Origin of the sequence: Nonomuraea sp. NPDC026600 (genome assembly GCF_040638335.1) — a bacterium.
Lineage (GTDB): Bacteria > Actinomycetota > Actinomycetes > Streptosporangiales > Streptosporangiaceae > Nonomuraea.
The window spans coordinates 44229-68045 of the sequence record NZ_JBEZYD010000030.1 but is presented as its reverse complement, the minus strand read 5'-3'; the positions used below and the strand labels follow the sequence as shown (position 1 = coordinate 68045).

Sequence of the window (23817 nt, the reverse complement as noted above, 5' to 3'; positions counted from 1 at the left end):
CCTTGGATTTTACCGGCTTTACGTCACGTTTGCCCACGTCAGAGGCGGTTTCCGGCAGTGCTCGAAGGGGCTGCAGAGCGGCCTGAAGACTCCGCGGGAGGGGCCCCTCCAGGCAGGCGGCCGCCGCTCGGCAGCGCCTCCGTCAGGGGCGCCTACGGGGCTTCCTGGGAGCACGGCGAGGCCCCTTTTGCGACCCCAGGCGAAATTTTTCTGGGGTCAGCGGTCGGAGGAAAGGGACGACGTCCAAAGAATCATGTGGTCGGCGTTGTAGGTCGTAGAACGTCCCAAGGCCACCACCTCCGACCCCATCACCGTCACCGCCGCCAGCCACTGCATCCCCTGCCCCGCCAGCCGTCCCTTCGTCAGATCCACCCGGTTCCACGTCAGGCCGTCCTCAGACAGCCAGACCGCGCTGTCCCCTTCCCCCGGCGTGCCGTGCCAGCCGACCGCCACCAGCCCCTGGTCCGCCGCCGCGAGGTCGTAGACGGCCGCCGCCTGGTCCGCCGGCAGCCACGCCGTACGCCAGCTCGTTCCGTCGTCTTCCGAGACCGCGGCGAAGGCGCGGCGCGAGCCTGGCGTCTGGGCTGTCCCGATAGCGATGATCTTGTCCTGGTACGACACTACCTGCCGCAATCCGGCGGAACTCGCCTCCGGGGGCGAGACGCGGTCGCGGGGCTTCCAGTTGACGCCGTCCTCCGAGAACCAGACCACGGCACTCTCCTGGTCGCCACCGCCCGAGCCGCCGATGGCGACATATCCGGACGGCGTGGCGGCCACGTCGTACACGCGCACGCCGGAGCCGCCCTGCGGCAGCTTCTTCGACCGGGTGAACTTGCGCAGGTCAGGCGTGAACCAGAGCGCGGCGCCCGGCGTGCCCGCCGCGTTCCTGTCCTCGCCGGCCAGCACGTAGCCCGCCTCGCCCGCGGCTACGACGTGCAGGCCCAGGTACGGATGGTCCTGGCTTCGTGCCAGGTCGCCGGAGGCGGCCACCTTCTTCCAGGTGCGGCCGTCCTCGGAGGACACCAGGAGCGGGTCGGTGACCGACGTGTCCGATTGGGTGCTGCCGACGGCCAGCCAGCCGCGGCGGCCGTACGCGACATCGTCGAGTACCTGCTGGTTCGTCCCGCCGAGGCTCATGGAGGTCCACGACTGCCAGTTCAGGCTGGTCCAGATGCCCGCGTCGCCGGAGGCCGAGCCGACGGCGACGTACCGGCCGTCGTGACCGGCCAGGCGGGTGGTCTGGCGGGCGATCCTCGACAGGCCGTCGACGCCGGCGAGCCGGATGCGCGTCGCGTCGCCGCGCGGGGGCGCGGTCATGAGGACGAGCTGGTTCTCGACGTCCGCCGTCGCCTGGTCGCCGCCCGCGAACAGGGTGCCCGAGTCGGAGATCGTGAAGCCGCGCAGCGTGGCGCCCGGCAGGTTGCCGAGGTCGGTCCGCTTGGCCCAGCCGCGCCCGTCGGAGCTGGTCAGGATGGAGTACTTGCCGAGGTTCGCCTGGCTGACCGCGGCGATGCCGGACGGGTAGGTGATCAGCGAATCGATGCCGGGGCTCGTACCGCTCAAGCCGCGGATCGAGCCGCACTGCGCCCACTGCGCGCCGGTCGGCGAGCAGTAGACGCGCACGTCGCCGGTGATCGTACGCTGCCTGGTGGGCACGAGGACGAACTGCTTGGGCAGGACGGCCACGGACGATCCGGTCGTGGCCTCGGGCAGCTGGAACGCGGTGGCCTGGTAGGTGGCGCCGCCGTCGCTCGACCTGACGACCCGCGAGCCGTCGCCCTGGCCGGACTCGGCGATGGCCACGACGGTGTCGCCCTTGGCCACGACCGCCCTGAGCTCGCGTACGCCCAGACCGCTCGTGTCCACCCGCTCCCATGCGCGCCCGTCCGGCGACTGCCAGGCCGCGGGTCCGCTTCCGCCGTTTCCGAGCGTCGTACGGCCGACCGCGACGAACCCCGACGACGTCCTGGCGATGCCGGAGATCAGGTCACCGTTCCTGAACGCCGACAGGCCGCTCTGCTCCACGGCCGACCAGCTGAACCCGTCGGTGCTCGTCCACAGGCCGCGCTCGCCGCCCACCCCGTCGCCGCCGCTCGCCAGCCAGCGCCCGGCGCCGCCCACGACCCGCTGGACCGTCGGGGTGCTCGATCCGCTGACCTGGCCGAGCTGCCAGGTCTTGCCGCTGTCCGGCGAGAACAGGAACAGCGGCCGCGGCGTCGGGTTCGTCGTGTCGCTGCCGACGGCCACCACGGCGCGGCCCACGGAGGTCATGTCGTTGAGCTTCTGGTCGGAGCCGTCACCCGCCGAGGGCACCGTGAACAGCTCGTCACCCGAGCGTTCCGTGCCGTCGGACAGCGCCAGTCCCGGCTGGTCCGACGAGCGCCACTGCCACACGAGCACGCCCCCGGCCACGAGCAGGACCAGCGCCAGGAGTACGGCCGTCGGCGCGGCCAGGCTGCGCCGACGTACCGGGCTCGCCCTGCGGATCGCCGACGGAGCGGGGCCACGATGGTGCCTGCCGCTGGAGCCGCCGGGCCGCGGCGGGCCCGACGCGACGAGCAGGTCCGGCCTCGTGGGCCGGCCGGCGGGCGGGCGGCCCACGCGCCGCACCTCGCCCTCCTCCGGAGGCGCCTCGGGCTCCGGCTCGTCAAGGTCTTCGGGGTCCGGCATGGTGTACGGGGCCTCGCGCTGGGGCGGGTCCTCCGTCTCGAACCAGGATCGGGGTACGTCCTCGTCCTGGGGCTCGGCCTCGGGGCGGGGCGGGCCGCTGGCCACCAGCTTGTCGGGATGGTTCACGACCCGGCGGGGGCGTGCCTCCGTCTCGGGTTCCGCCGTCGGGGAGCTGTACGGCCGGCGCCCCTTGGGCGGGTCCGGAGGCTCGTCCTCGGGGACGGGGGAGGAGAAGGGCGGCATACCCCAGGGGGAGGACACGGGTAAGCCCCGAGTCCGGTCATCGCTGGGACCCGGCGGGGAGTGCCGGATCCGGGGCTCGCTCGCGGTCCGCGGGTCGGTGGCTTGATCAGGCCGGGGGTCGTCGTCACCCGGCGGTCGCCGTGGCGGGTCGCTGGGGCCGGAGGCCACTCGTCGCACCTCCTAGTACGTACTGATCGAACTGAGCGAACGAGCCCGGTAGAGGTATGCCGGATCGTTCCAGGGCAGCCCCGCCGAGATGATCACCTCCAGAATCCTCGCCCACTCACAGGATCCAGAGCAACACGACTGAGCCCGAATGGCGAGACCTCTCTAGCGAGATTCCTGGCACCAGCTATCCATTTATCCCGAAACAGTGCCAACTGACCGCTTTTTAGCTAGGTACATCACCCCAACCGCGAACGCGCTCAACTGCACCACGGTCCCCGCCAGCGCCTGCCAGGGCACCTCCCCCTGCTGCAGCGCCTTGTCCAGCTGCCCCGCGGCCGCGCTGAGCCCGAACGCGAGAATGTTGTTGGTCACGTGCAGCGCGATCGGCGCCTCCAGCCCTCCGGTCCGCACCGCCAGCCACCCCATGAGGGCTCCGAAGCTGAACACGTCGATGAGCCCCTCCCAGGAGTACCCGTGCAGGGCCGCGAACAGCGCCGAACCCAGCAGGATCCCCCAGATCGGGTTCCGCAGATGGGCCCCGAACGCCTGCAGGATCCAGCCGCGGAAGATGTACTCCTCGGCGGCGGCCTGGAACGGCACGAGCAACGCGATCGCGATCAGCGACGGCAGGAACGCGCTCCACCCGGCCCAGCCGAACATGTCCGTGACCTGTTTCCCTTCCCCGGTCACCATCATCGCGACGGCCTGGGCGGCCTGCCCGAGCGCCAGGGCGATGACCGCCAGCGCCAGGCAGCGCAGCAGCCACGGCCACCGCAACCGCCCGGCGACCGAGGAGAGCGACCCGGGCCGCCGCCGCTGAACGATCGCGACCGTACCGAACACCGAGGGAAGCACGGCCGCGATCGAGAGCAACACCACGACCAGCCCGAACACCGGATCGCTGAACAACTGATCGGGCCTCAGCGGCGCGGGGATGCCGAAGATCGTCGCCAGCACCGCGCCGACGAACAGCACCAGCGCTCCGATGACGACGAACGCGATGGCCACCACGATCGTCCCGACGATCTCCCGCCATGGGCCGCGGTCACTCACTCTGGCCAGGTGGTCGTACCGCGCGCCCTCGGGCGTCGGCAGGAACCAGGGCTCCCGAGCGGGCACGGGCGGCGGCTGGTAGGGGTAAGCCGGTGGGCTCGGCGGCTGCGTTCCGTACGGAAGCTGGGGTCCAGGATTTTCCTGCATCTCTACATTCTGTCCGGGAGATGAGCATTAGTTCACAGACGATCCGTTAGTTTGAGCGGATGCTCGGTGGAGTAAGCATTTCGACCCTGGGAGCAGTTCATGTCAAGGCTGGGACCTGTCATCACCCTGATAGCGGGCGGCTCGCTCGCTGTCGGGCTGGGTGTCGCCAGCATCACCGCGACACCGGCGGCGACCAACACGGCCGCCGCCACCTCCAACGAACCCCCCGCAACCGAGACCGCCGCCGCGGCTGAGCCTTCCGCTGAACCTACAGCGGAACCCACCGCTGCCGCCGCTACCCCCGAACCCACCGAAACCGCCGCGAAGACCATCGACAAGGCGGACTACGGAGGCTACGTACGGGGCAACGGCGGCCTGATCGCCATCTCCACCCGCGACGGCAAGACCATCGGATATTTCTGTGACGGCAAGACCGAGGCCTGGTTCAAGGGCAACGAGAAAGACGGAAAGATCACCCTGAAGGGCTTCGGCGCCGCGGCTGTCGGCGGCAGCCTGGGCGGCGGCAAGGCCACCGGCTGGATGAAGGTCGGCGGCAAGAAGTGGACCTTCACCGCGGTCAAGGTGGTCAAGCCCTCGGGCCTCTACCGGGCGACCGCGCAGGTGAGAGGCGCCAAGATCCGTGCCGGCTGGATCGTACTGAAGCAACCGCAGGGCGGCTTCAGGCAGGTCGGCGCCGCGTTCGCCGACGAGACGCAGTTGCAGATCCCCGAGCTGAACGCCTACCAGCCGACCGCCCCGGTGCCGCTCGATGACGACACCACCCTCTACCCGAAGGACGTCGACGGCTTCATTCAGGAGATGCAATGACCGCCACGTCGAGCAGGCCGACCAGCATCACTCCCCTGTTGATCCCGCTGCTGGTCGGCGGCCTGGTGGCGATCGCCCTCGGCGTCTTCGGGCGCACGCACACCCCCACCGGCTTCGCGGTCGGCCCCGCCGGCTTCTCCGCGGCGCTGCCGATGAAGGTGTGGCTGACGACGGGCGCGTTCGTGCTCGCCGCCGTCCAGGTCATCTCCGCCATGTCCATGTGGGGCAGGCTCGGGGTCTCCATCCCGCCGGCCGTACATCGCTGGTCGGGCCGGCTGGCCTTCCTGCTGACCATCCCCGTCGCCTTCCACTGCCTGTACGCTCTGGGGCTCCAGTACGACGTGCCCAGGGTGCTCGCCCACTCACTACTCGGTTGCTTCTTCTACGGAGTGTTCACAGCCAAGATGCTGGCCCTGCCCAGGCGGGACACGCCCGGCTGGACGCTGCCCGTGATCGGCGGGCTCGCGTTCACCGCGCTGGTCGGACTCTGGCTGACGTCGTCGTTCTGGTTCTTCGCCACGATCGGCTTCAAGGTCTGACGGCTTTGAATGCCTCTGACGGCTTAAAGGCCTCTGACGGCTTGAAGGCCCTAGCTCTCCGGGCTGAACGTCTTCGTACGGCTCAGCCCGGCAGCTCGCCCCTTGGCCGCCACGACGAGTGCCATCTTGCGCGAGGCCTCGTCGATCATCTCGTCCCCCAGCATGACCGCGCCGCGCTTCTCCACCGTCGTGTAATAGTCGTACGCCTCCAGGATGAGCTCGGCGTGGTCATAGTCCTGCTGCGACGGCGAGAACACCTCATTGGCCGCCTCCACCTGTGCCGGGTGGAGCACCCACTTCCCGTCGAACCCGAGCGCCGCGGCCCGCCTGGCCACCCGCTTGAAGCCCTCGACGTCCCTGATCTGCAGGTACGGCCCGTCGATCACCTGCAGATCATGCATCCGCGCGGCCATGAGCAGGCGCATCAGGATGTAGTGGTACGCGTCGCCCTCGGTGTAGCCCGGCGGCTGCTCCCCCACGACCATCGTGCGCATGTTCACCGACGCCATGAAGTCGGCCGGCCCGAACACCAGCGCCTCCAGCCGCCTCGACGCCCCCGCTATGGCGTCCACGTTGACCAGCCCGCGCGCGTTCTCGATCTGCGCCTCGATCCCGATCCGCCCCACCCGCAGCCCCATCGTCTTCTCGATCTGGGTGAGCAGCGTGTCGAGCCAGACGACCTCGGTCGAGTCCTGCACCTTGGGCAGGATCAGGCAGTCGAGCTTGTCCCCCGCACCCTCCACCACCTCGATCACGTCACGGTAGGTCCACTGCGTCGACAGATCATTCACGCGTACGACCCGCGTCTTCCCCGTCCAGTCACCCTCACGCAACGCGGTCACGACGTTCTTGCGAGCCTCATCCTTGGCCAGCGGCGCGACGGAATCCTCCAGATCGAGGAACACCTCGTCGACGGCCAAGGTCTGAGCCTTCTCCAGGAACCTCGGGCTACTACCTGGGACAGAGAGAACAGATCGACGTGAGCGCATGCGCACACGCTAATGCCCTGCCCGTGGCTCGTCGCACCCACCCGCCTACCACCCACCCGTTACCCATTTACCGGCTTGACCATCTGACGCCCGCCCCACACCCAGGCCTTCGCCCTTGGAGCGCTTCGCGCACTGGGCTCAGACGCTTCTCCCAGTCGGGCCAAGCCCCGACCCCTGCAGGCCCTCGCTCCGCTCGGACGCCCTATTGGCGCGGGCTCCGCCCGCGCACCCTTCCGGAGTCGGCCCCCTGCTTCGAAAGCCCATTGCGGCAGGAGGCGTAGCGACGTCGGGCCCCACGATGTCGGGTCAGGGGTTCCATGGCTCTGTGCTGGCAGGCTGGAAGCGCGAGCTCCAATGCGCCAGCCTGAGCATTCACGATTGGGTTGCGGTGCCGAGCATCCACAGAGATGCCATGGGCAGCGCTTTCAGCTTCTCACCGAAAGGCAAGGCCTGTTCGCCGGTGTACAGGACGAATCCTGCGCGAAACCTTGCTCCGAGCCGGTCGGCCAAATGGCGCAGTCCGCGGAAGTCGTCACCACGGACGGTTTCCGCAGCTTTGATCTCCAGGCCGATCACTTCGCCGGAAGCGTGTTCCAGGACGATGTCCACCTCGATTTGGTCGCGGTCCCGGTAGTGGAACAGCTGGACGGATTCGTTGGCCCAGGTGAGCTGACGTGCTATCTCGCCGATCGCGAAGTTCTCGAGCAGTGGGCCGATGGGTGCCGTGACATCCCTGGCGCGATCAGGTGACATGCCGATGAGCCGACCGCCGAGTCCACTGTCTGTGATGATCAGTTTGGGGGTGGAGATGGCGCGGCGGGTGAGGTTCGACGACCAGGCCGGTACGCGCTTGATGACGAAGATCAGCTCCAGGAGATCCAGGTAACGCGAGAGTGTCATCCTGGGGAGTCCTACGTCTCCGGCGATCGATTGGACTACGGCCAGGCCGCCCATCCGGGCCGCGATGACGCTGAGCAGCCTGCGCATCTCCGCTGGACGTTCGATGTCGGAGATCTGGCGCACATCACGGGTGATCAGGTCGGTGATGTAGGAGTCGAAGAACCTGTTGCGCCTGCGTCCGGGATCCCGCCGGATCGCCTCCGGGTAGCCGCCGCGCAGCGCCCGGTCCACGTAGTCACGCTTACGGAGCGGGCAGGGACGCATGGTGACATCAGCGCCATGCGTGAAAACGTGGTCCACGAATCCGTCCGGAGCGCTGTCGATCTCTCCTTGGGACAGTGGCCACAACTCGATGGTTTCCGTCCTCCCAGGCAGAGCGTCTGGGAGATCGCGTAGGCCCAGTAGGCGCGCGGAACCTGTGAGGAGGAAACGGCCCGCACGTGGATGCCGATCGACCTCGTGTTTGATCGGCAGGAGTAGCTGTGGGGCGCGCTGGATCTCGTCGATCATCAGAAGTCCGTCGTGCTGAATGAAGGCGACGGGATCCTCCTCGGCTGCGGCCAGGATCGCTGGGTCGTCCAGGAAGAGCTGGCGGGCGTTGTCCGCCCGTGCGGCGATCAAGCTCGCCAGCGTGCTCTTTCCCACTTGCCGCGCGCCGTTCACGACGACGACCCGCGTGTCCGCCAGCGCTTCGAGTGCCATTGCCTCAGCACGCCGCGAGAATAGAGATGGCTCCGTCACACGGTGGACACTACCGCAGGTCAGTGGGGTTACGTGGGCGTTCTGCCGGAACGTGTGTGGGCGTTCTGCCGGACAGTACGTGGGCGTTCTGCCGGAACATGTGTGGGCGTTTCGCCGGACGATGCGTCAGCGATAGTCACCCAACGGATCTGTACCGCACTCCAGGACGAGGGCTGTAACTGCTGGTGATGGCTTCACGCTGCTGCCAGTTGTTGCCTACGCGGTCGTACTGGATGACTACCTAAGTGACGACGCCCACGGACGAGCCTGGCCAGCGGCACACCCCGCATCGAGGCGCGGGATTCCCTCAACATGGGCACCGGAGTCCCGGACACGCTGGCAAGGTCGGCCAGGCACCGCTGACTCAAGCCCCGACGCTTCCGGACGCTGCGAATGCGTTCACCTATCGTGGCCACGAATCCATGCTAAAGACGGCCCACCGAGCGGTCGCGTGATCGCGAAAGCCGGTGGCCTTGCACATGGTCATGCAGACGACGCCCTCTTGATGTCAAACGTCTCAGCCGTGGAACGGATCGGAGTCGTCACGAGGATCGCGTTCAGCGATGATCCCCTGCCGAACGGCTTGGAGTGTTGCGCCTGCGACGTAATAGCGCCCTCTGTTGGAACCGCGAGGTTCCAACAGACCGAGGGATGCCAGCTGGCTGAGATCGCGGCTAGCGGTAGCAAAGGAGATCTCCTCATCGCCACCGCGTTTGAGCCAGGCTCGGTAAGTGGCATTGCGCACCCGTTGCCCAACGGCTGCGTCGAACAGTGCAGTCAGTGCGCGCTCCGGCAAAGCCTGCATTTTGGTTAGGCGTTCGAGTTCAACCCACAATCTGCCCGATTCGCGTACGCGGACGAGTACCGTGCGCGCTTGCCGCAGGTGGGCGGTGAGCGTGAACCGCAACCACGGCCGAGCGTCGCCATCGGGCCTGTAGCGACCCTGCCCGACCTCACCGAGCACCTTGTAGTAGGCCGGCGTATTACGCCCTAGATATTCTTCGATGTTCATGAAGATCGGACTGAGCACGCCTTCCCTCGCAATGATCAGCGATTGCAGGCAGCGGGCCATCCGACCGTTGCCATCCCGAAACGGGTGGATCATGACTAGGTTCAGGTGCGCCATAGCGGCCCGCACGATGGGCGGCCCGCCGCGATCAGTGGCGGTAAACCCGTTCTCCGCTGCGAGTAGCGCCGTCAACTCGTTCATGAGCGCGGGCACCTCGTCGACAGGTGGGCCCTCGTAAACGATATCTCCGCTGGCATCATCGCGAACGTAGATATCACCTGCGCGCCACTTCCCGGGCCGGGCGTCAAGATCATACGAAGTCATCATGAAGTGCAGGACTTTGATCAGTTGGGGACTGTATTCAAAGTCTTCCTCCCGAGCGACTTGCAGAACATACGTCATCGCCTCGCTATAGCCCCTGATCGCCTGTTTCGTGTCATCCGCGGCGTCGATCGGCTCAGCCCCATCAGCGATGGCTGCCGCATCGTCGAGCTTGGCGTCATAACCTTCGATCGAGTTGGACCCCTGCACGGCGCGGGCGAAGCTCTGACGACGCAACAGGCCGATCCAGCGGCGTGGCTCATGGAGCTGGCTGCGGAGGCGCTCCCTGAGCTTGTCGATCTCGCTGAGCACGCTCAGCTCCTGGTCGTCCAGTTGCGGGGTGGCGTAGAGCATGCTTCATATTACAATTCAATCCAACATCATAAGAGATTGAATCCAACATCATGAGCGATAGAATAAGACAACACCGCAAGATAAATTATGACAATGACCCCAAACCGTCACAATGCGGACCGTCATAGTTCGCATGCGCAGCGTCATCGCTAGACCGCCGGATGGCGCTCGCTCCCGAGCTGCCCCTTGCCCTCATCGCCCGCCCATCTGATCAAGGCTCTAGATACCGACCTGCGATCCCACTCCACCGAATCACAGCGACGCGGGAACAAGATCACAGGTGCTGAGCCCGCCAGTCACGGTCGTTTCAAGATCGAATGATGATGCGTGAGCGACAGGCATCCACAGATCTGTACCGCGCTCCAGGGCCAGGGCAGTAAATGCAATGCCTCGGTTGCATCTATTCGGGTTCTGGTTACATTCTGGATCGGGCGACGGCTGGTTCTACCCGTTGACGTCGTGCACCGGCTGGACGCCGTTGCGCCACTCCCACGTGCGGCGTTCGCTCCCGAGCCTGGCTCGCCAGAAGAAGTGCTGCGCGATGATGCACGGTCCGAGCAGGGTCATCACCGGCACGCCGCCGTGCGTCCAGCCGAGGCTCACCCCGGTGATCACGACCGCCACGACCGCCAGGCCGATGGCCGCGCCGGCCCACCCGGCGGCCCTGCCGTACGCCTTGGTTGTCACCAGCGGCCACAACGCGAGGATCAGGCAGTCCCCGAGCCCGGCCGCGATCGGGGAGTCGCCGGTGCTGACGGCGAGCATGGGCGTGAAGGGCGCGTCCGCCAGGTGCCGCAGCAGGTCGGCCGTGACCGAGGTCAGCCCGGTCGCCACCAGATCATAGGGGGCCAGGACCGCGGCCAGGGCGGTGACCTGGGCGGCGGTCATCCCCGTCTGCGCCCACATGTTGGTCACCCCGACCACGGCGATGGCGAGCAGCAGGTCGCCGGAGATCACCCTGGCGGCGTCCCATCCGGCGTAATGGGCCACCAGGACGAACACGCCGAGGGCCAAGGCGATCAGAGTCCCTGCCCGCCCTCCGAGCGCCGCCGCGGCCGCGGTGGTGAACACCAGGCCGAACAGCAGCGCGACCAGCCACTTCGGCAGGTTCTGGTACGCCGTGGGCATCACGATCAGGAACGCCGCCATGATGAGGATGTCCGATCCGACGAACCGCCCGACCGGGGGGCGTGGCATGACCACCAGGCGGAGGTACACGGCGGACGCCCCGATGATCGCGGCGACAATGCCTATCAGCGTGAGTCCCTGCATGTCACGTCTCCGGGTGGAGTTCGAAGCTGTCCTCGGTCAGGTCGGCCCGTACGCGACACGGTTCGGGCAGGTCCACCGCATCCTCGACCAGGACGAGCCCGGTCAGAGGCAGCGTGCCGACGCGGTCTTCCAACTGTGGCCTGGACGCTTTGCCCGCCACCACGTGCAGGACCGTCCCGTCCAGGGCGTAGCGGGTAGGGAGCGGCACGTCGGGTACGGCCTGCAGCAGGTCGAGGATCGCCCGTGTGGTGAGCTCCGGACGCGCGCCGCTCGTCCGCCCCAGCAGCCGGGACGTGGCGGGCATCCCCAGCAGCGAGCACTCCACCGGCTCACCGGCCGGCAGGCGGCGCACCAGGTCGCCCGTGGCGTACCTGAGCAGCAGCGTGGTGTCGCGGTACTGCGTGTACGGCGTGACCACCAGCGTCCCGATCTCGCCCGGCGCGGCCGGCAGGCCGGTGACCGGGTCGAGAACCTCGATATGCGCCTGCTCGGGGGCGAGGTGCAGGTGCTCCGCCTCGCAGACGATCCCGGCCGTCGGCATCGTCTCCGTCATCGAGTAGGTGTCGGTGATCTGCGCCCCGAACGCCTGCTCGGCTCTGCGGCGCAGCGGATCGCTGAGCACCTCACCGCCCACCAGCACCTGCAGCAACCCGAAGTCGGAAGGCCGCCACCGGCCCCGCTCGACCAACTGGACCAGGCATCCGAGGTAGGAGGCCGTCGTGATCAGATGGGTGACCTGCGGCTCCTTGCCCGGCAGCGATCGCTGTTCCGTGAGCCGGTCGAGCGCGATCCGCGGATCGACCGTGCCCAGCGCGGCGAAGCCCGCCCCGACCATCGCCAGCGCCTGCTGCACCGTGAGCTTGGCCAGCGTCGCGCGGGAGCTGATCGTCGACATCACGACGTGCCGTTCGCGGCAGCCGTTGACCATCATGAACGACATCGCCGACAGCGCGGCGGCCAACTCCAGCTCGTAGCGGGAGAACCAGACACTGGTCGGCGCGCCCGTGGTCCCCGTCGTCTGCGCCAGCAGAACAGGCTCGGCGTCATCGGACACGAAGTCGGCGGAGGCTCCCCGCAGCGCGGCCTTGGTCGTCGGCGGGAGCTTGTCCAGGGTGTCGAGCGTGATATCGCCGGGGTCGACGCCGTTCTCGCGGAACCAATGGCGGTAGTACGGCACGCGCGCCGCGGCCTGCCGGACCGTCTTGCGCAACCGGCGGTCGGCCATCGTCCGGCGGATCTCCAGGTCCGGGTCGACGCCACCGGGGAGCAACGCTCCCGCCTCTTCGCCCGGCTCGCCGAATTCCTCGATCGTCGCCCGCAGATCGGCGACCGTGGCACGCAGCCCCGCCGGGTCGAGTCGCCCGCCCCTCAGCAACGCCATGCCGTACCTGATCTGCCGGACCATCGTGCCGAACACGTCACCTCCATCACTGGGGTGACCGCCCAAGCGGCCACCCCCCGATCACCGGGAACGGTCAGCCAGTGGTGAACATGACAGCGGTCATCGTGCTGGCCGCGTAGCGGGCGTAGCGACGTGCGATCTTCAGCATGGTGGTCTCCGATCGGCGTTCACATCTCAGGATGTCTGAGACACTTTGATCATCAATCGTCGCCTGCCAGCACACAACGGTCCTGAATCGAGCGCTTAAAGACGCTGGTCAGAGCACAAATAGGTGAGAGTCGATGCGGATTCACTTCAGCGCGGAGGATCTGAGGAAGACGCACGTCGCCCCGACGTTCGGCCCGCTGGCGGAGACGTCGGCCGCACTGATGTTGCTCCGCCATCCCTCGCCGGGCGTGATGTTCCGGACGTGGTTCCGGCGGGTCCGCCAGAACCGGCCTCCCCACCTGCGCCTCCTGGGGCCGCTGTATCAGGACACGCACCACGGACTCGACCTTTTCGCACTGCTGGGGCAGGCCCCCACGGTCGAGGAGGGCCTGGAGCGATTGCACGCCGCGCCTCGGGCGGCGCTGCGCACCGAGATCGACCCCCTCCTCGCGCGCATGACACACAGCCCTCCCACGTGGTTGCGGAGCCTGCTGGCTGAGGACAGGACCCCGGTGTTGACGGCGTTGCGCGAGTTCCACCAGGTCGCCATCGCACCCGACTGGACGCGCCTGCGCTCGCACCTGGAGGCGGACCGGGCCATGCGGGGCCGCATCCTCCTGGAGGGCGGGCTCGACCAGTTGCTCACCACCCTCCATCCGCCGACCGTCCGGTGGGACCCGCCGGTGCTGGAGGTCAGGACCAAGGGAGGCTCGGTGGCCGACGAGTACCTCAACGGGCGCGGGCTGACCCTGGTCCCCTCGGTTTTCGTCGGGCCTGAACCCATGCTCAGCTTCACTTCGGGCGATCCTGAGAGTCCCCTGCGGCTCGTTTATCCGGCGTCGTGGTCCGGGGAGAGCGTCATCGGGTTGTGGGCCGGCGGCGATCCCGCCGACCCGCGGGACCCGCAGGCCGAACTCCTCGGCCGCACCAGGAGCAGGATGTTGCGGTTGCTGGCCGACGACGCCTGCGGAACCACCGAGCTGGCCGTCCGCCTCGGCATCTCACCGGCTGCGGCGAGCCAGCACACCAGGGTCTTGCGGAACTCGGGCCTCATCACGACTCGCAGGATCGCCAACACTGTGCTGCACATGCTCACACCATTGGGGAAAGCCCTGGTGGCAGGCACCCTTGGTTGAGAGCGGACCCAAGCGGCCCTGAGCACCGCGACCGTCCAGTCGCGTTCACCTCCCCCTGAGGGCGTGGGCATCCGCCGTGGGCCGCCGGTCACGAGTGAAGACGCCCTTCTCATTGCCGTCCACCCGGTGGATGCCGGGGGGCGGTCTGGAAGTCGGCGAAGTGCCAGACGTGTTCCCCCACGACCGCGTCGATCCGGTCGAAGACCTGATGTCGGCCTCCAGGTAGGCGAACTGGTATTCCTCCGTCCACGGGGGTGTCCCCCACCGCGGCTTGATGTGCTGCGGCGTGGCTCCGAAGGGCGATGGCACTCCGTCACCAAGAGGATCTCCCGTTACAGCCGACGGGCTGATTCTGGTCCGGCGCGTCCACGGCCAAGTATCGGGCAGGCGATCAGCGCTTCCAGATCGCCGACCTGGAGGACGTCGAGTGGCACGCCCCGGAGGGCGCCAGCGGCTCGCTTCGCCTGAAGGTCCGCGGGCGGCAGTCCCCCACCGATGCCAACAAGGACCCCGCGTCCGTGGTCTTCGGCCTCGGGTGGGGCGCCACCCACCACTCCCTTCCCTTCGCCGCCGCTGTACTGGCCGCGATCCAGGCCGCCGCCCCGACACCGGTACTCCGCACGACCCGCGCCCTGGAGTCGCAGCCGAGCCCAGGGCAGGCCGAGCTGGCCGGTTTGATCTTGAAGCTGGGTGAGCTGCGGGATGCCGGTCTGCTGTCGGAGGAGGAGTTCCAGGCCAAGAAGGCTGAGCTGCTGTCCCGGATGTGACGGTGGGATCGGGGGTCCGGTTAACAGCCGGGGGTCGATGGTGAATTCTTTCCGTGCAGCCTTGCGTGAAGAAAGAATCCTTTACATGATCTTCCCCGTCACCCCTTGTCTCTCCAGCAGAAGGAAGACACATGCGCGTGCGTACGACCCTCCTGTCCCTAGGACTGGCCGCTCTGACGGTCACCGGCATGAGCGCTCCGGCCCAGGCCGCCACCTGGACCCACATCGGCGCCTACCCCACCAAGTCCGCGTGCGTCAATGCGGGCCTGTCGTACCAGCGTCAAGGCTGGGACGCGTTCAAGTGCGTGCTGATCGCGGGCAGTCAGGTCGACCTCTGGGTCAAATAGGTCCCGGCAGACAGGGGCGGCGCGGTCCGGTTTCCGGGCGGCGCCGCCGTTTCATGGTCCGGCCCCAATGCCGATCAGAGGACGTCTCGGCAAGGTCGGGGGCGGCCAGTCGACCAGCCGACGGACTGCTCGCCGCTGATGCGCCCCGAGCTGGTCGTACGCGCCTCGTCAGGCCACCCCGCACGACAGGCCGCCCGGGTACAGTCGAGGCGTGAGCGACATAGCCGCGGCCATCGAAGAGGGCGCGAAGAAGTCCGACGTCCTCTGGCTCACCCTCGACCGCCCGCGCCTGGCCTGGCACGCCTGGCACGAGGGTGCCATCTACCTCGTCACCGGGGGCGGTGAGCAGCAGTTGCCGGGTCTTGTGGGGCTCGAAACCGTCCAGGTCATCCTGCGCAGCAAGGACAACGGCGCCAGGCTGGCCGACTTCGAGGCCGATGTCCGGGTGGTCGACCAGGCGGCGGCGCCCGAGGCCATCGCCGCATTGGCCAAGGGCCGGCTCAACGCTCCCGACAGCGAACACCTGACGGACCGCTGGGCGCGCGAGTCAACGGTACTGCGCCTCACACCGCGCTGACCGGCTGCTCGATCTCGTCCTTGGGAAGCTCCGGGCTGGGCAGCGGGCTCGGCTCCGGCCGGTGCGCGGTGGCGGTCTGGGCGAGGAGGGCGCCCGTGAGGACGATCAGGCCGCCCACGATCTGGAACACGCCCAGCGTCTCCCCCACCAGCGCCCACGCCACCACCGCGCCGCCGATCACCTCCAGCGAGGCCACCGTGGCGCCCACCGCCGCCGTCAGCCGCCGTACCGCGTTCACGCTCAGGATGTACGCGGCGATGGTGGCGATCAGCACCATCCACAGGTACGCCCCGAGCACCGGCAGCGTGTGGCCGCCCTCGGGGGCGGCGGTGCGGGTGAAAGCGTCCCACGGGATGTCCCACGGCCGGGAGAAGGGCACCAGGATCATGGCCGAGCCGACCAGGCCCCAGCCGATCAGCCCGAGCGGGTCGATGTCGTCGCCGAAGCTGTCGCTCATCAGGAAATAGCCCGCGCAGCAGGCCCCGGCCAGCAGGGCGAGCAGCAGGCCCAAGGCGTCGAGTCGCAGCCCCTGCCAGGCCTCCACGACGATGGCGAGGCCCACCACCGCGGTCACGGCGCCGACGAAGGCCGCGCGGTGCAGCCGCACCCGGCGCACGAAACGTACCCAGAGCACCACCATCACCGGCGCCATGAACTCCAGCAGCAGCGCGATCCCCACCGGCAGCCGCGCGATGGCCACGAAGTAGAGCGACTGGACCGCGGCCACCGCCACCAACGCGTACAGCGCGAAGAACGGCAGCCGGGACCGCGGGATCCGCAGCGCGCGCGGCTTCACCACGGCCAGCACGGCCACCAGGATCAGTCCCGCGCCCGCCATGCGCACCCAGACGGCCTCGATCGGGGCCAGCCCGGCGGCTATCAGGTACTTGGCCATCGGGCCGGAGAAGGCGAAACAGCACGAGGACACGAAAGCCAGCGCAAGCCCTGGGTACTTCACGACCAACCTCAAATCCGTAATTACCGTAAGACGCTTTTGATACTGTCATGTCGGGCGTCGGAAGCGCAACGCACCCGCACTGTTAGCCTGCTGACGTGAAGATCTTCGTGGCCCGCCTGGCGGGGACCCCGGTCTTCGACCCCGCAGGCGATCAGATCGGCCGCATCCGAGACGTCGTGGTCGGCCCGCACGACGGCAACCCGCCGAGCGTGCACGGCATGGTGGTCGAGATCCAGCCGCGGCGCCGGGTGTTCCTGCCCATCACCAGGGTGCGCGGCATCGAAGCGGGCTCCGTGATCTTCACGGGCCGGCTGAACATGCGCAGGTTCGAACAGCGCGACACCGAGACACTGGTCATCGGCCAGATGCTCGACCTCACCGTGCGGCTCCACGGCGAGCCGGTGACCGTCTACGACGTGGCGATGGAGGAGACCAAGCCGTCGTTCTGGCAGATCACCAAAGTGGCCGTCTACCGGGGCAGGCGGCGGCGCGAGACGAGGATCGTCGACTGGGGCGAGGTGACGGGGTTCGGGGTTCTGCAGAAGGACCAGGGGGCCGCCGGGCTGATCGCCGCCTTCGAGTCGATGCGGGCCGCCGACCTGGCCAGCGCCCTGCACGATCTGCCGGACAAGCGCCGGATCGAGATCGCCCGCGCCCTGGACGACGACCGGCTCGCCGACATCCTGGAGGAGCTGCCGCCCAGCGACCAGACCGCCATCCTGCGCGCGCTGGAGGTGGAGCGGGCCGCCGACGTCCTGGAGGCGATGGACCCCGACGACGCCGCCGACCTGCTGCACGACCTGCCCGACGAACAGGCGACCCAGTTGCTCGCGCTCATGGAACCCCAGGAGGCGGCGCCCGTACGGCGGCTGCTCCCCTACGCCGACGACACCGCGGGCGGCATGATGACCAGCGAACCGGTGATCCTGCCGCCCACCGCCACGGTCGCCGAGGCGCTGGCCCACATGCGGCAGAAGGACCTGACACCCGCCGTCGCGGCCCAGGTCTACGTGACCAGGCCGCCGACCGAGACGCCGACGGGCGCCTATCTGGGGGTGGCCCACTTCCAGCGGCTGCTGCGCGACCCGCCGTCCACGCTGCTCGGCTCGGTCATCGATCCCTCGATCGACCCGATCAGGCCGGAGCTGACCGTGCACGAGGTCGCCTCCTACCTGGCGAACTACAACCTGCTGGCGGCGCCGGTCGTGAACGAGCTGGGCAGGCTCGTCGGCGCGGTGACGGTCGACGACGTGCTCGACCACATGCTTCCCGACGACTGGCGAGAAAGGGCCCATCGTGACGACTGACCGCCTCGACCAGCCACGCGCGCTGCGCCGCTCGCTCCGTCCGCACTACGACCCGGAGGCGTTCGGCCGGCTGTCGGAGCAGATCGCCCGCTTCCTCGGCACGGCCCGGTTCATCGTCTACATGACGGTGTTCGTCGCGATCTGGGTGACCTGGAACGTCGCCGCACCGCCGAACCTGCAGTTCGACTCGTATCCGTTCATCTTCCTCACGCTCATCCTGTCCCTGCAGGCTTCGTACGCCGCACCGCTGATCCTGCTGGCCCAGAACCGGCAGGATGACCGGGACCGCGTCCAGTACGAGCAGGACCGCGCGGCGGCCGACCGCAACCAGGCCGACGTCGAATACCTGACCCGCGAGATCGCCGGGCTCCGGCTGGCGATCGGCGAGGTGGCCACCCGCGACTACCTGCGCTCGGAGCTGCAGCGGCTGGCCGAGGAGCTCAGGGAGCGGCGGTGATGGCCAGCTTGGCGAGCATCTCGCGGACCAGGCGGAGCTCACCGGACCCCAGCCGGTCGAGGAACTCCGACCTGATCCCGCGCAGGTAGGTGGGGGTGGCCTCGGCCAGCCGGGCCGCGCCCCGGTCCGTCAGCACCGCGAACAGTCCCCGCGCGTCGCTCGGGCACGCCTCGCGCGCCACCAGCCCGTCGCGCTGGAGCCGGTCGATGAGCCTGGTCAGGCCGCTGCGCGAGAGCAGCACCCGGCCGGCCAGGTCGTTCATCCGCAGCCGCCGCCCCGGCGCCTCCGACAGCTGGGTCAGCACGTCATAGGAGGCCAGCGGCAGACCGTGCGCCACGAGCAACTCGGCCTCCAGATGGCGGGTGATGTGCACCTGGGCCCGCTGCAGCATCCGCCAGACCGTCAGCTCCTCGGTGGTCAGGCCCTCGTCGCGCTGAAGAGTCACGGAGTAACCTTAGAACGTTGCACGGACACCTAAACAGTTCGGATTATCCGCACGGGGTCCCTGGTTCATACGATGGAGGGGCATCCTCGCCGGCGTGCAACGCCCGGTCACACATATACGACTAAGGAGGGACGGCACTCCCTCGTGCCGAGACTTCGATGGCACCAACACAGGAACAGGTGACGGCGGCCCTCGCCACCGTCATCGACCCCGAGATCCGTCGTCCGATCACCGATCTCGGCATGGTCAAAAGCATCGACATCGGTGCCGACGGTGTCGTGCGCGTGGGTGTCTATCTCACCGTGTCCGGATGTCCGATGAAGGACACCATCCGCCGCGACGTCGCCGCCTCGGTCACCAAACTGGACGGTGTCACGGGCGTCGAGATCGAACTCGACGTGATGAGCACCGAGCAGCGCAAGAAGCTCCAGACCACGCTGCGTGGCGACCGGGGGCCCGAGAAGGAGATCCCCTTCAACCAGCCGGGCTCGCTGACCCGCGTCTTCGCGGTCGCCAGCGGCAAGGGCGGGGTCGGCAAGTCGTCCGTCACCGTCAACCTGGCCGCCGCCATGGCCGCGAGCGGCCTCAAGGTCGGCATCGTCGACGCCGACATCTACGGCCACAGCGTGCCGCGCATGCTCGGCGCCTCGGAGCGCCCCACCAAGGTCGAAGACATGATCATGCCGCCGGTGGCGCATGACATCAAGGTCATCTCGGTGGGCATGTTCAAGCCCGAGGGCAACAGCGCGGTGGTCTGGCGCGGGCCGATGCTCGACCGCGCGCTCCATCAGTTCCTCGCCGACGTCTACTGGGGCGACCTCGACGTCCTGCTGCTCGACCTGCCGCCGGGCACCGGCGACATCGCCATCTCGGTGGCCCAGCGGCTGCCGTCGGCGGAGATCCTCGTCGTCACCACCCCGCAGATGGCCGCCGCCGAGGTGGCCGAGCGGGCGGGCTCGATCGCCGCGCAGACGCACCAGCAGATCGCCGGTGTCATCGAGAACATGTCCTGGCTGCCGTGCCCGCACTGCGACGAGCGCATCTCGGTGTTCGGCGAGGGCGGCGGCCAGACCGTGGCCGACGCCCTGACCCAGATTCTGGGGGCCCGCGTCCCCCTTCTGGGCCAGATCCCCATCGACCTCCGCCTCCGCGAGGGCGCCGACGAGGGCAAGCCGCTGGTGCTGACGGACCCCGACTCTCCGGCCGCGGCCGAGCTCCGCACCATCGCCGCCGGCCTGAGCAAGCGCTCCAGCAGCCTCAAGGGGCTCCAGCTGGGGCTTTCTCCGAACCGCTGACATAGCTAGGGCCCGCTCCCAGAGCGGGCCCTACAAGCCTTCAAGCGATCTGTTCTACGGCAGGCACGGTGAGCCCCACCCGCCGTGCCTGGCTGGGCCCTGTCCAGGGGGACGCTCCTCCGGTGGAGGTGGCGAGGCGCCGTGACGAGACGGTGAGACCGCCCGCGTGGGATGCGCGCCTCAGGTGGCTTCCGCGTCATAGGGAGGCAGCTCGCCATAGCCCAGTTCGTCGACCGGCTCCGCGACGTAAGGAGCGGTGGCCGGTTCGAGCTGCGGGGACTTGTTGGTCCAGTCGTCTTCGTCTTCCAGCAGGTGCTTGCGGACGAAGTTCTTGGGGTTGAGGTCACTGGGGTCGAAGTTCTGGAACTCCGGGCCCAGGCCCGCACGCAGGTCGTCTCGCGCGCTGTTGGCCATCCGGCGCAGGTTACGCAGCGTCTTACCGGCCTGCGAGGCCGCCTGAGGCAGCTTGTCGGGACCGAAGACGAGCAGCGCGATGACAACCAGCGCTCCGATCTCCAACCACCCGAGTCCGAACACCGTGAGCTCCTACCGCAGTCCAACCAGAGCGGGGACAACCCCGACTCCTCCAGACTAAGGGCATTCGCCCTCACCCTGGTCGCCAGCCCCTGACCAAACAACCTCAAAGCCGCAACATCCCGGGAAAAAGAGAACACCCCGGTCAACGGCGAACCACGTGGGCGGTCTCACCGTCTCGTCACGGCGCCGAACCACCTCCACCGGAGGAGCGTCCCCCTGGACAGGGCCCAGCCAGGCACGGCGGGTGGGGCCCACCGTGCCTGCCGTAAAAGAGAGAAAGAGATTTCAGGAAGGCGTCGGCGCGGGGCTGTCGTCAGCGGTGACCGTCAGTTTGGCGGTGCGTTGCTGGCCGGCGCGTTGGTACTTGACGGTGATCGTGGAACCGGGAGCCTTGCTGCGGATCAGGGCGATCAGCTCGTTGCCGTCCTGCAGCGTCAGCCCGTCGATCTCCAGGATCACGTCGCCCGCCTTGAGACCCGCCTTCGCGGCGGGGCCGTTCTCGTCCACCGGCGCGCGGCCTTCGACGCGGTCCGAGGCGATGCGGACGCCCTGGCCCTTGTAGTCCTTGTCCAGGACGATGCCGATCTTCGGGCGCTTGGCCTTGCCGGTCGTGATGATCTCCTCGGCGACACGCCGCGCCTGGTTGACCGGGATGGCGAAGCCGAGGCCGATGCTGCCGCCCTGGCTGCTCATGGAGCGACTCAGGGTGGCGATCGCGGAGTTGACGCCCACGACCTCGCCCTTGCCGTTGACCAGCGGGCCGCCCGAGTTGCCGGGGTTGATCGCGGCGTCGGTCTGGATCGCGCTGATGTAGGCGGGTTCCTCGGTGCTGGTGCCGCTCTCGTCGCCCGCGATGACCGGGCGGTTCAGGGAGCTGACGATGCCGGTGGTCACCGTGCCGGTGAGGCCGAGCGGGGAGCCGATCGCGATGACCGGGTCGCCCACGACCACCTGGTCGGAGTTGCCGAGGGTGATCTCGGGCGTGCCGAACGTCTCTTCCGGCTTGACCACGGCCAGGTCGGAGCCCGGGTCACGGCCGACGATGCGGCCCTTCGTGGTCTTGCGGTTGTTGAACATGATCTGGATGTCGCCGCCCTTGGCGGCCGGGGCCACCACGTGGTTGTTGGTGACCACGTAGCCGTCCTTGATCAGGAAGCCGGAGCCCGACACGCCCTCGGCGCTGCTGGCGTTGACCTCCAGCGAGACCACGCTGGGCAGCACTCGCGAGGCCACGCCGGCGACGGAGTCGGGGGCCCGGTTCGTGGCGGCGCTCGGGATCGGGCCGAGGCTGTAGGACGGGTCGGTGCCGCTGCTGCTCGACCTGGTCAGCAGGAATGTGCCGACGCTGCCCAGCCCAGAGGCGACCAGGGCGATGACGACGGCCAGCACGATCAGGACGCCGGTGCCGGGACCACGCCTGCCCGGCGCCCCCGCGAAGCCGCCCTGCGGCCCGATGGGCGGTGGCGCCCAGCCCGCGCCCATGCCGAGCGCGCTGGGCGGCGGCGGCGGGCGTTTGTCGCCGCCATAGGGCGGCGCCCCCGCCGAGTTGCCGAAGTATGGGCTCTCGTAGGCGCGCGTACTGTTGTGCGGCGTCTCCTCGGCCCGTGCCTGGCCAGGGCCAGGGTAGGACGGGGTGCCGTAGGACGCGGTGTCCGCGGGACGGCCTGACGGGTCACCCCACCGGCCGCTCTCGAACGAGGCGGTCTCGGACCGCCATCCAGACTGCTCCGCCTGATCATCGGCGGGCAGGAACTCCGGCCGCCCCTGTGGCTCAGGGAAGTCCGACGGCATGCGTCCTTCAGGTGGGCGCGACTCGTCGGTCATCTAGATCTCACCACTCCTTGCCTCGGACACCGCAATCATGGCGTGAACGGCATACGAGAGTTATAAAGCAATTGTCAGGCAATCTTGCAACATATGTGAACACCTGACAGATTCCCGAACTCAGATCGTATGCCCCTGACGCCCTCGACTACGCCACACCGAGTATCCCAGGCATTCCCGGGAGCGAACCGCAGGATCAGGGCGTGGCGGTGGGCAGAGTGGTGGTCGGCGACGACGTGGGGGTGTGCCGCGCCTGCTCGAACATCTCGGCCGGCGGAGCCTGGGCGGTCTGGCCGACGCCGGAGACGGCGAAGAAGGTGCCGAGCGCGACGGCCGCGGAGACCACGCCGACCGCCACATAGGTGCTGCGCCGCCTAGCCCCGCGGCCAGGGCCCGAAGCGCCACCGGTCGCGTCCCTGCGCGGCCGGTTGTCCAGCGGGGCGATGCTGTACGGCCCAGGGATCGGGACCCCGCCGAACGTCCGGGTAGGGAAAGGCCGCTCCCTGGGCGGCAGCGGGCCGCCGGGCTCGGACATCCGCAGCAGCGACATGGTGAGGTCAGCCGGCATCACCGGGCCGTCGAGCGACCGCAGGCGCGACTTCAGCGCCCGCATCGACTCGACCTCTCTCCGGCAGTCGCCACAAAAGGTCAGATGAGCTAGAGCGCGGTCGCGTTCGGTGTGATTCAACTCACCGTCCACGAGCGCGGAAACACGTTCTCCAAGATGCGACATATCAGACTTCCTCCCCACGGGTTCCCGATGGGAATGATGGCGGGGGGAGTTGGGAATTACGGGGGGCCCGGTGATCGAGCGCCTCCCGCAACTGCGCCCGGCCACGGTGAATGCGGCTTCGGACCGTACCCAGCTTGACGCCGAGCGTGGCCGCGATCTCCTCGTACGACAGACCTTCGATGTCACACAGCACGATCGCGGCCCGGAACTCCGGTGCGAGCGCGTCGAGCGCGGCCTGGATGTCCGGCTCAAGGTGAGCGTCATCGAACGCCTGCGCCGGTGACGGCTCGCGCCCGCGCAGCCGTTCGGCCGCGTCGTCGGCGAGCCCCTCGAACCGGATGCGCTGCTTGCGCCGCGCCATGTCGAGGAACAGGTTCGTCGTGATCCGGTGCAGCCAGCCCTCGAACGTTCCGGGGGTGTAACTCGACAGGGACCTGAAGACCCGCACGAAGACCTCTTGAGTGAGGTCTTCGGCATCGTGGACGTTGCCGGTCAGGCGATACGCCAGCCGGTATACACGTGCGGAATGAGTCCGCACCACTTCCTCCCAGGTGGGAGGAGTCCAGTCAGACACGGGAGTATCGGCCTGGTGGTCACTTTCGTCCACCAGAACTCCTCTCATTGGGACCACCGCTACCGCCATAGTGCCTG

The 23817-nt window shown here is 68.4% G+C and carries 22 protein-coding genes and 2 pseudogenes; 10 read left to right on the top strand and 14 right to left on the bottom strand.

All coding sequences use genetic code 11. The features are described 5' to 3' along the window. Nucleotides 1-216 precede the first annotated feature (216 nt). Both AB0F17_RS46285 and AB0F17_RS46280 read right to left on the bottom strand, forming a co-directional pair. Nucleotides 217-2931, bottom strand: a complete 2715-nt coding sequence (locus AB0F17_RS46285) for a hypothetical protein (protein ID WP_358036853.1) — start codon at nt 2929-2931, stop codon at nt 217-219. Nucleotides 2932-3273: 342 nt separating this feature from the next. Beyond that, nucleotides 3274-4281, bottom strand: coding sequence for a CPBP family intramembrane glutamic endopeptidase (locus AB0F17_RS46280; protein ID WP_358036851.1), 1008 nt, complete (start codon nt 4279-4281; stop codon nt 3274-3276). Between the two features lie 99 nt (nt 4282-4380). On the opposite strand from AB0F17_RS46280, the gene AB0F17_RS46275 reads away from it, so the two are divergent. After that, complete coding sequence (locus AB0F17_RS46275) at nt 4381-5109, top strand: hypothetical protein (protein WP_358036848.1); 729 nt, start codon at nt 4381-4383, stop codon at nt 5107-5109. Continuing rightward, nucleotides 5106-5648: a DUF6529 family protein gene (locus tag AB0F17_RS46270; protein ID WP_358036845.1), complete on the top strand. Its 543-nt coding sequence runs from the start codon at nt 5106-5108 to the stop codon at nt 5646-5648. Before AB0F17_RS46275 ends, AB0F17_RS46270 begins: the two co-directional genes overlap by 4 nt. 50 nt (nt 5649-5698) lie before the next feature. Here AB0F17_RS46270 and AB0F17_RS46265 read toward each other — a convergent pair whose 3' ends face one another. From AB0F17_RS46265 to AB0F17_RS46245, 5 genes are all read right to left on the bottom strand, one after another. Beyond that, nucleotides 5699-6637: a CoA ester lyase gene (locus AB0F17_RS46265; RefSeq protein ID WP_358036842.1), complete on the bottom strand. Its 939-nt coding sequence runs from the start codon at nt 6635-6637 to the stop codon at nt 5699-5701. A 372-nt stretch (nt 6638-7009) separates the two neighbouring features. Beyond that, entirely contained in the window at nt 7010-8239 is a 1230-nt protein-coding gene (locus AB0F17_RS46260) for an ATP-binding protein (protein ID WP_358036840.1), read from the bottom strand. Between the two features lie 556 nt (nt 8240-8795). Further along, complete coding sequence (locus AB0F17_RS46255; RefSeq protein WP_358036837.1) at nt 8796-9962, bottom strand: Fic family protein; 1167 nt, start codon at nt 9960-9962, stop codon at nt 8796-8798. 444 nt (nt 9963-10406) lie between these two features. Then, on the bottom strand, nt 10407-11234 hold the full coding sequence (locus AB0F17_RS46250; protein ID WP_358036834.1) for a hypothetical protein: 828 nt from the start codon (nt 11232-11234) through the stop codon (nt 10407-10409). Between the two features lies 1 nt (nt 11235). Beyond that, nucleotides 11236-12651 (bottom strand): AMP-binding protein, encoded by a 1416-nt coding sequence (locus AB0F17_RS46245; RefSeq protein ID WP_358036831.1) that lies wholly within the window; start codon nt 12649-12651, stop codon nt 11236-11238. A 266-nt stretch (nt 12652-12917) separates the two neighbouring features. On the opposite strand from AB0F17_RS46245, the gene AB0F17_RS46240 reads away from it, so the two are divergent. The 5 genes and pseudogenes from AB0F17_RS46240 (at nt 12918) to AB0F17_RS46220 (ending at nt 15610) form a co-directional block, all read left to right on the top strand. After that, the gene (locus tag AB0F17_RS46240; RefSeq protein WP_358036829.1) at nt 12918-13919 is read left to right on the top strand and encodes an ArsR family transcriptional regulator; all 1002 of its coding nucleotides are present in this window, start codon (nt 12918-12920) and stop codon (nt 13917-13919) included. A 365-nt stretch (nt 13920-14284) separates the two neighbouring features. Continuing rightward, nucleotides 14285-14485: pseudogene (locus AB0F17_RS46235) on the top strand (DUF4429 domain-containing protein); the annotation flags it as partial. Nucleotides 14486-14593: 108 nt separating this feature from the next. Then, complete coding sequence (locus tag AB0F17_RS46230; protein ID WP_358037084.1) at nt 14594-14686, top strand: SHOCT domain-containing protein; 93 nt, start codon at nt 14594-14596, stop codon at nt 14684-14686. 131 nt (nt 14687-14817) lie between these two features. Continuing rightward, complete coding sequence (locus AB0F17_RS46225) at nt 14818-15033, top strand: hypothetical protein (protein WP_358036827.1); 216 nt, start codon at nt 14818-14820, stop codon at nt 15031-15033. A 211-nt stretch (nt 15034-15244) separates the two neighbouring features. Continuing rightward, the gene (locus tag AB0F17_RS46220) at nt 15245-15610 is read left to right on the top strand and encodes a hypothetical protein (protein WP_358036825.1); all 366 of its coding nucleotides are present in this window, start codon (nt 15245-15247) and stop codon (nt 15608-15610) included. Here the strand turns inward: AB0F17_RS46220 and AB0F17_RS46215 are convergent. Continuing rightward, on the bottom strand, nt 15597-16568 hold the full coding sequence (locus AB0F17_RS46215) for an EamA family transporter (RefSeq protein ID WP_358036823.1): 972 nt from the start codon (nt 16566-16568) through the stop codon (nt 15597-15599). The two genes, AB0F17_RS46220 and AB0F17_RS46215, sit on opposite strands and share 14 nt — an antisense overlap. Nucleotides 16569-16663: 95 nt before the next feature. Here AB0F17_RS46215 and AB0F17_RS46210 point away from each other — a divergent pair, with 95 nt between their 5' ends. After that, entirely contained in the window at nt 16664-17875 is a 1212-nt protein-coding gene (locus tag AB0F17_RS46210; RefSeq protein WP_358036821.1) for a CBS domain-containing protein, read from the top strand. Then, nucleotides 17865-18332: a DUF1003 domain-containing protein gene (locus AB0F17_RS46205; protein WP_358036819.1), complete on the top strand. Its 468-nt coding sequence runs from the start codon at nt 17865-17867 to the stop codon at nt 18330-18332. The genes AB0F17_RS46210 and AB0F17_RS46205 overlap by 11 nt, the downstream gene beginning before the upstream one ends. Here AB0F17_RS46205 and AB0F17_RS46200 read toward each other — a convergent pair. After that, entirely contained in the window at nt 18316-18777 is a 462-nt protein-coding gene (locus AB0F17_RS46200) for a MarR family transcriptional regulator (protein WP_358036817.1), read from the bottom strand. The genes AB0F17_RS46205 and AB0F17_RS46200 overlap by 17 nt on opposite strands. A 158-nt stretch (nt 18778-18935) precedes the next feature. Between AB0F17_RS46200 and AB0F17_RS46195 the strand changes: the two genes are divergently transcribed. Continuing rightward, complete coding sequence (locus AB0F17_RS46195; RefSeq protein WP_358036815.1) at nt 18936-20072, top strand: Mrp/NBP35 family ATP-binding protein; 1137 nt, start codon at nt 18936-18938, stop codon at nt 20070-20072. Between the two features lie 180 nt (nt 20073-20252). Here AB0F17_RS46195 and AB0F17_RS46190 read toward each other — a convergent pair whose 3' ends face one another. From AB0F17_RS46190 to sigE, 5 genes and pseudogenes are all read right to left on the bottom strand, one after another. Beyond that, nucleotides 20253-20609, bottom strand: coding sequence for a sec-independent translocase (locus tag AB0F17_RS46190; RefSeq protein WP_358036813.1), 357 nt, complete (start codon nt 20607-20609; stop codon nt 20253-20255). A 285-nt stretch (nt 20610-20894) separates the two neighbouring features. Continuing rightward, on the bottom strand, nt 20895-22433 hold the full coding sequence (locus tag AB0F17_RS46185) for a trypsin-like peptidase domain-containing protein (RefSeq protein WP_358036811.1): 1539 nt from the start codon (nt 22431-22433) through the stop codon (nt 20895-20897). Nucleotides 22434-22629: 196 nt separating this feature from the next. Then, nucleotides 22630-23046 carry an anti-sigma factor gene (locus AB0F17_RS46180; RefSeq protein ID WP_358037102.1) on the bottom strand — a complete coding sequence of 139 codons (417 nt, stop codon included), beginning with the start codon at nt 23044-23046 and terminating at the stop codon, nt 22630-22632. A gap of 27 nt (nt 23047-23073) precedes the next feature. Next, nucleotides 23074-23166 (bottom strand): annotated as a pseudogene (locus tag AB0F17_RS46175) (zf-HC2 domain-containing protein); the annotation flags it as partial. 1 nt (nt 23167) lies between these two features. Then, the gene (gene sigE / locus AB0F17_RS46170) at nt 23168-23809 is read right to left on the bottom strand and encodes an RNA polymerase sigma factor SigE (RefSeq protein ID WP_214639755.1); all 642 of its coding nucleotides are present in this window, start codon (nt 23807-23809) and stop codon (nt 23168-23170) included. Nucleotides 23810-23817: the final 8 nt, after the last annotated feature.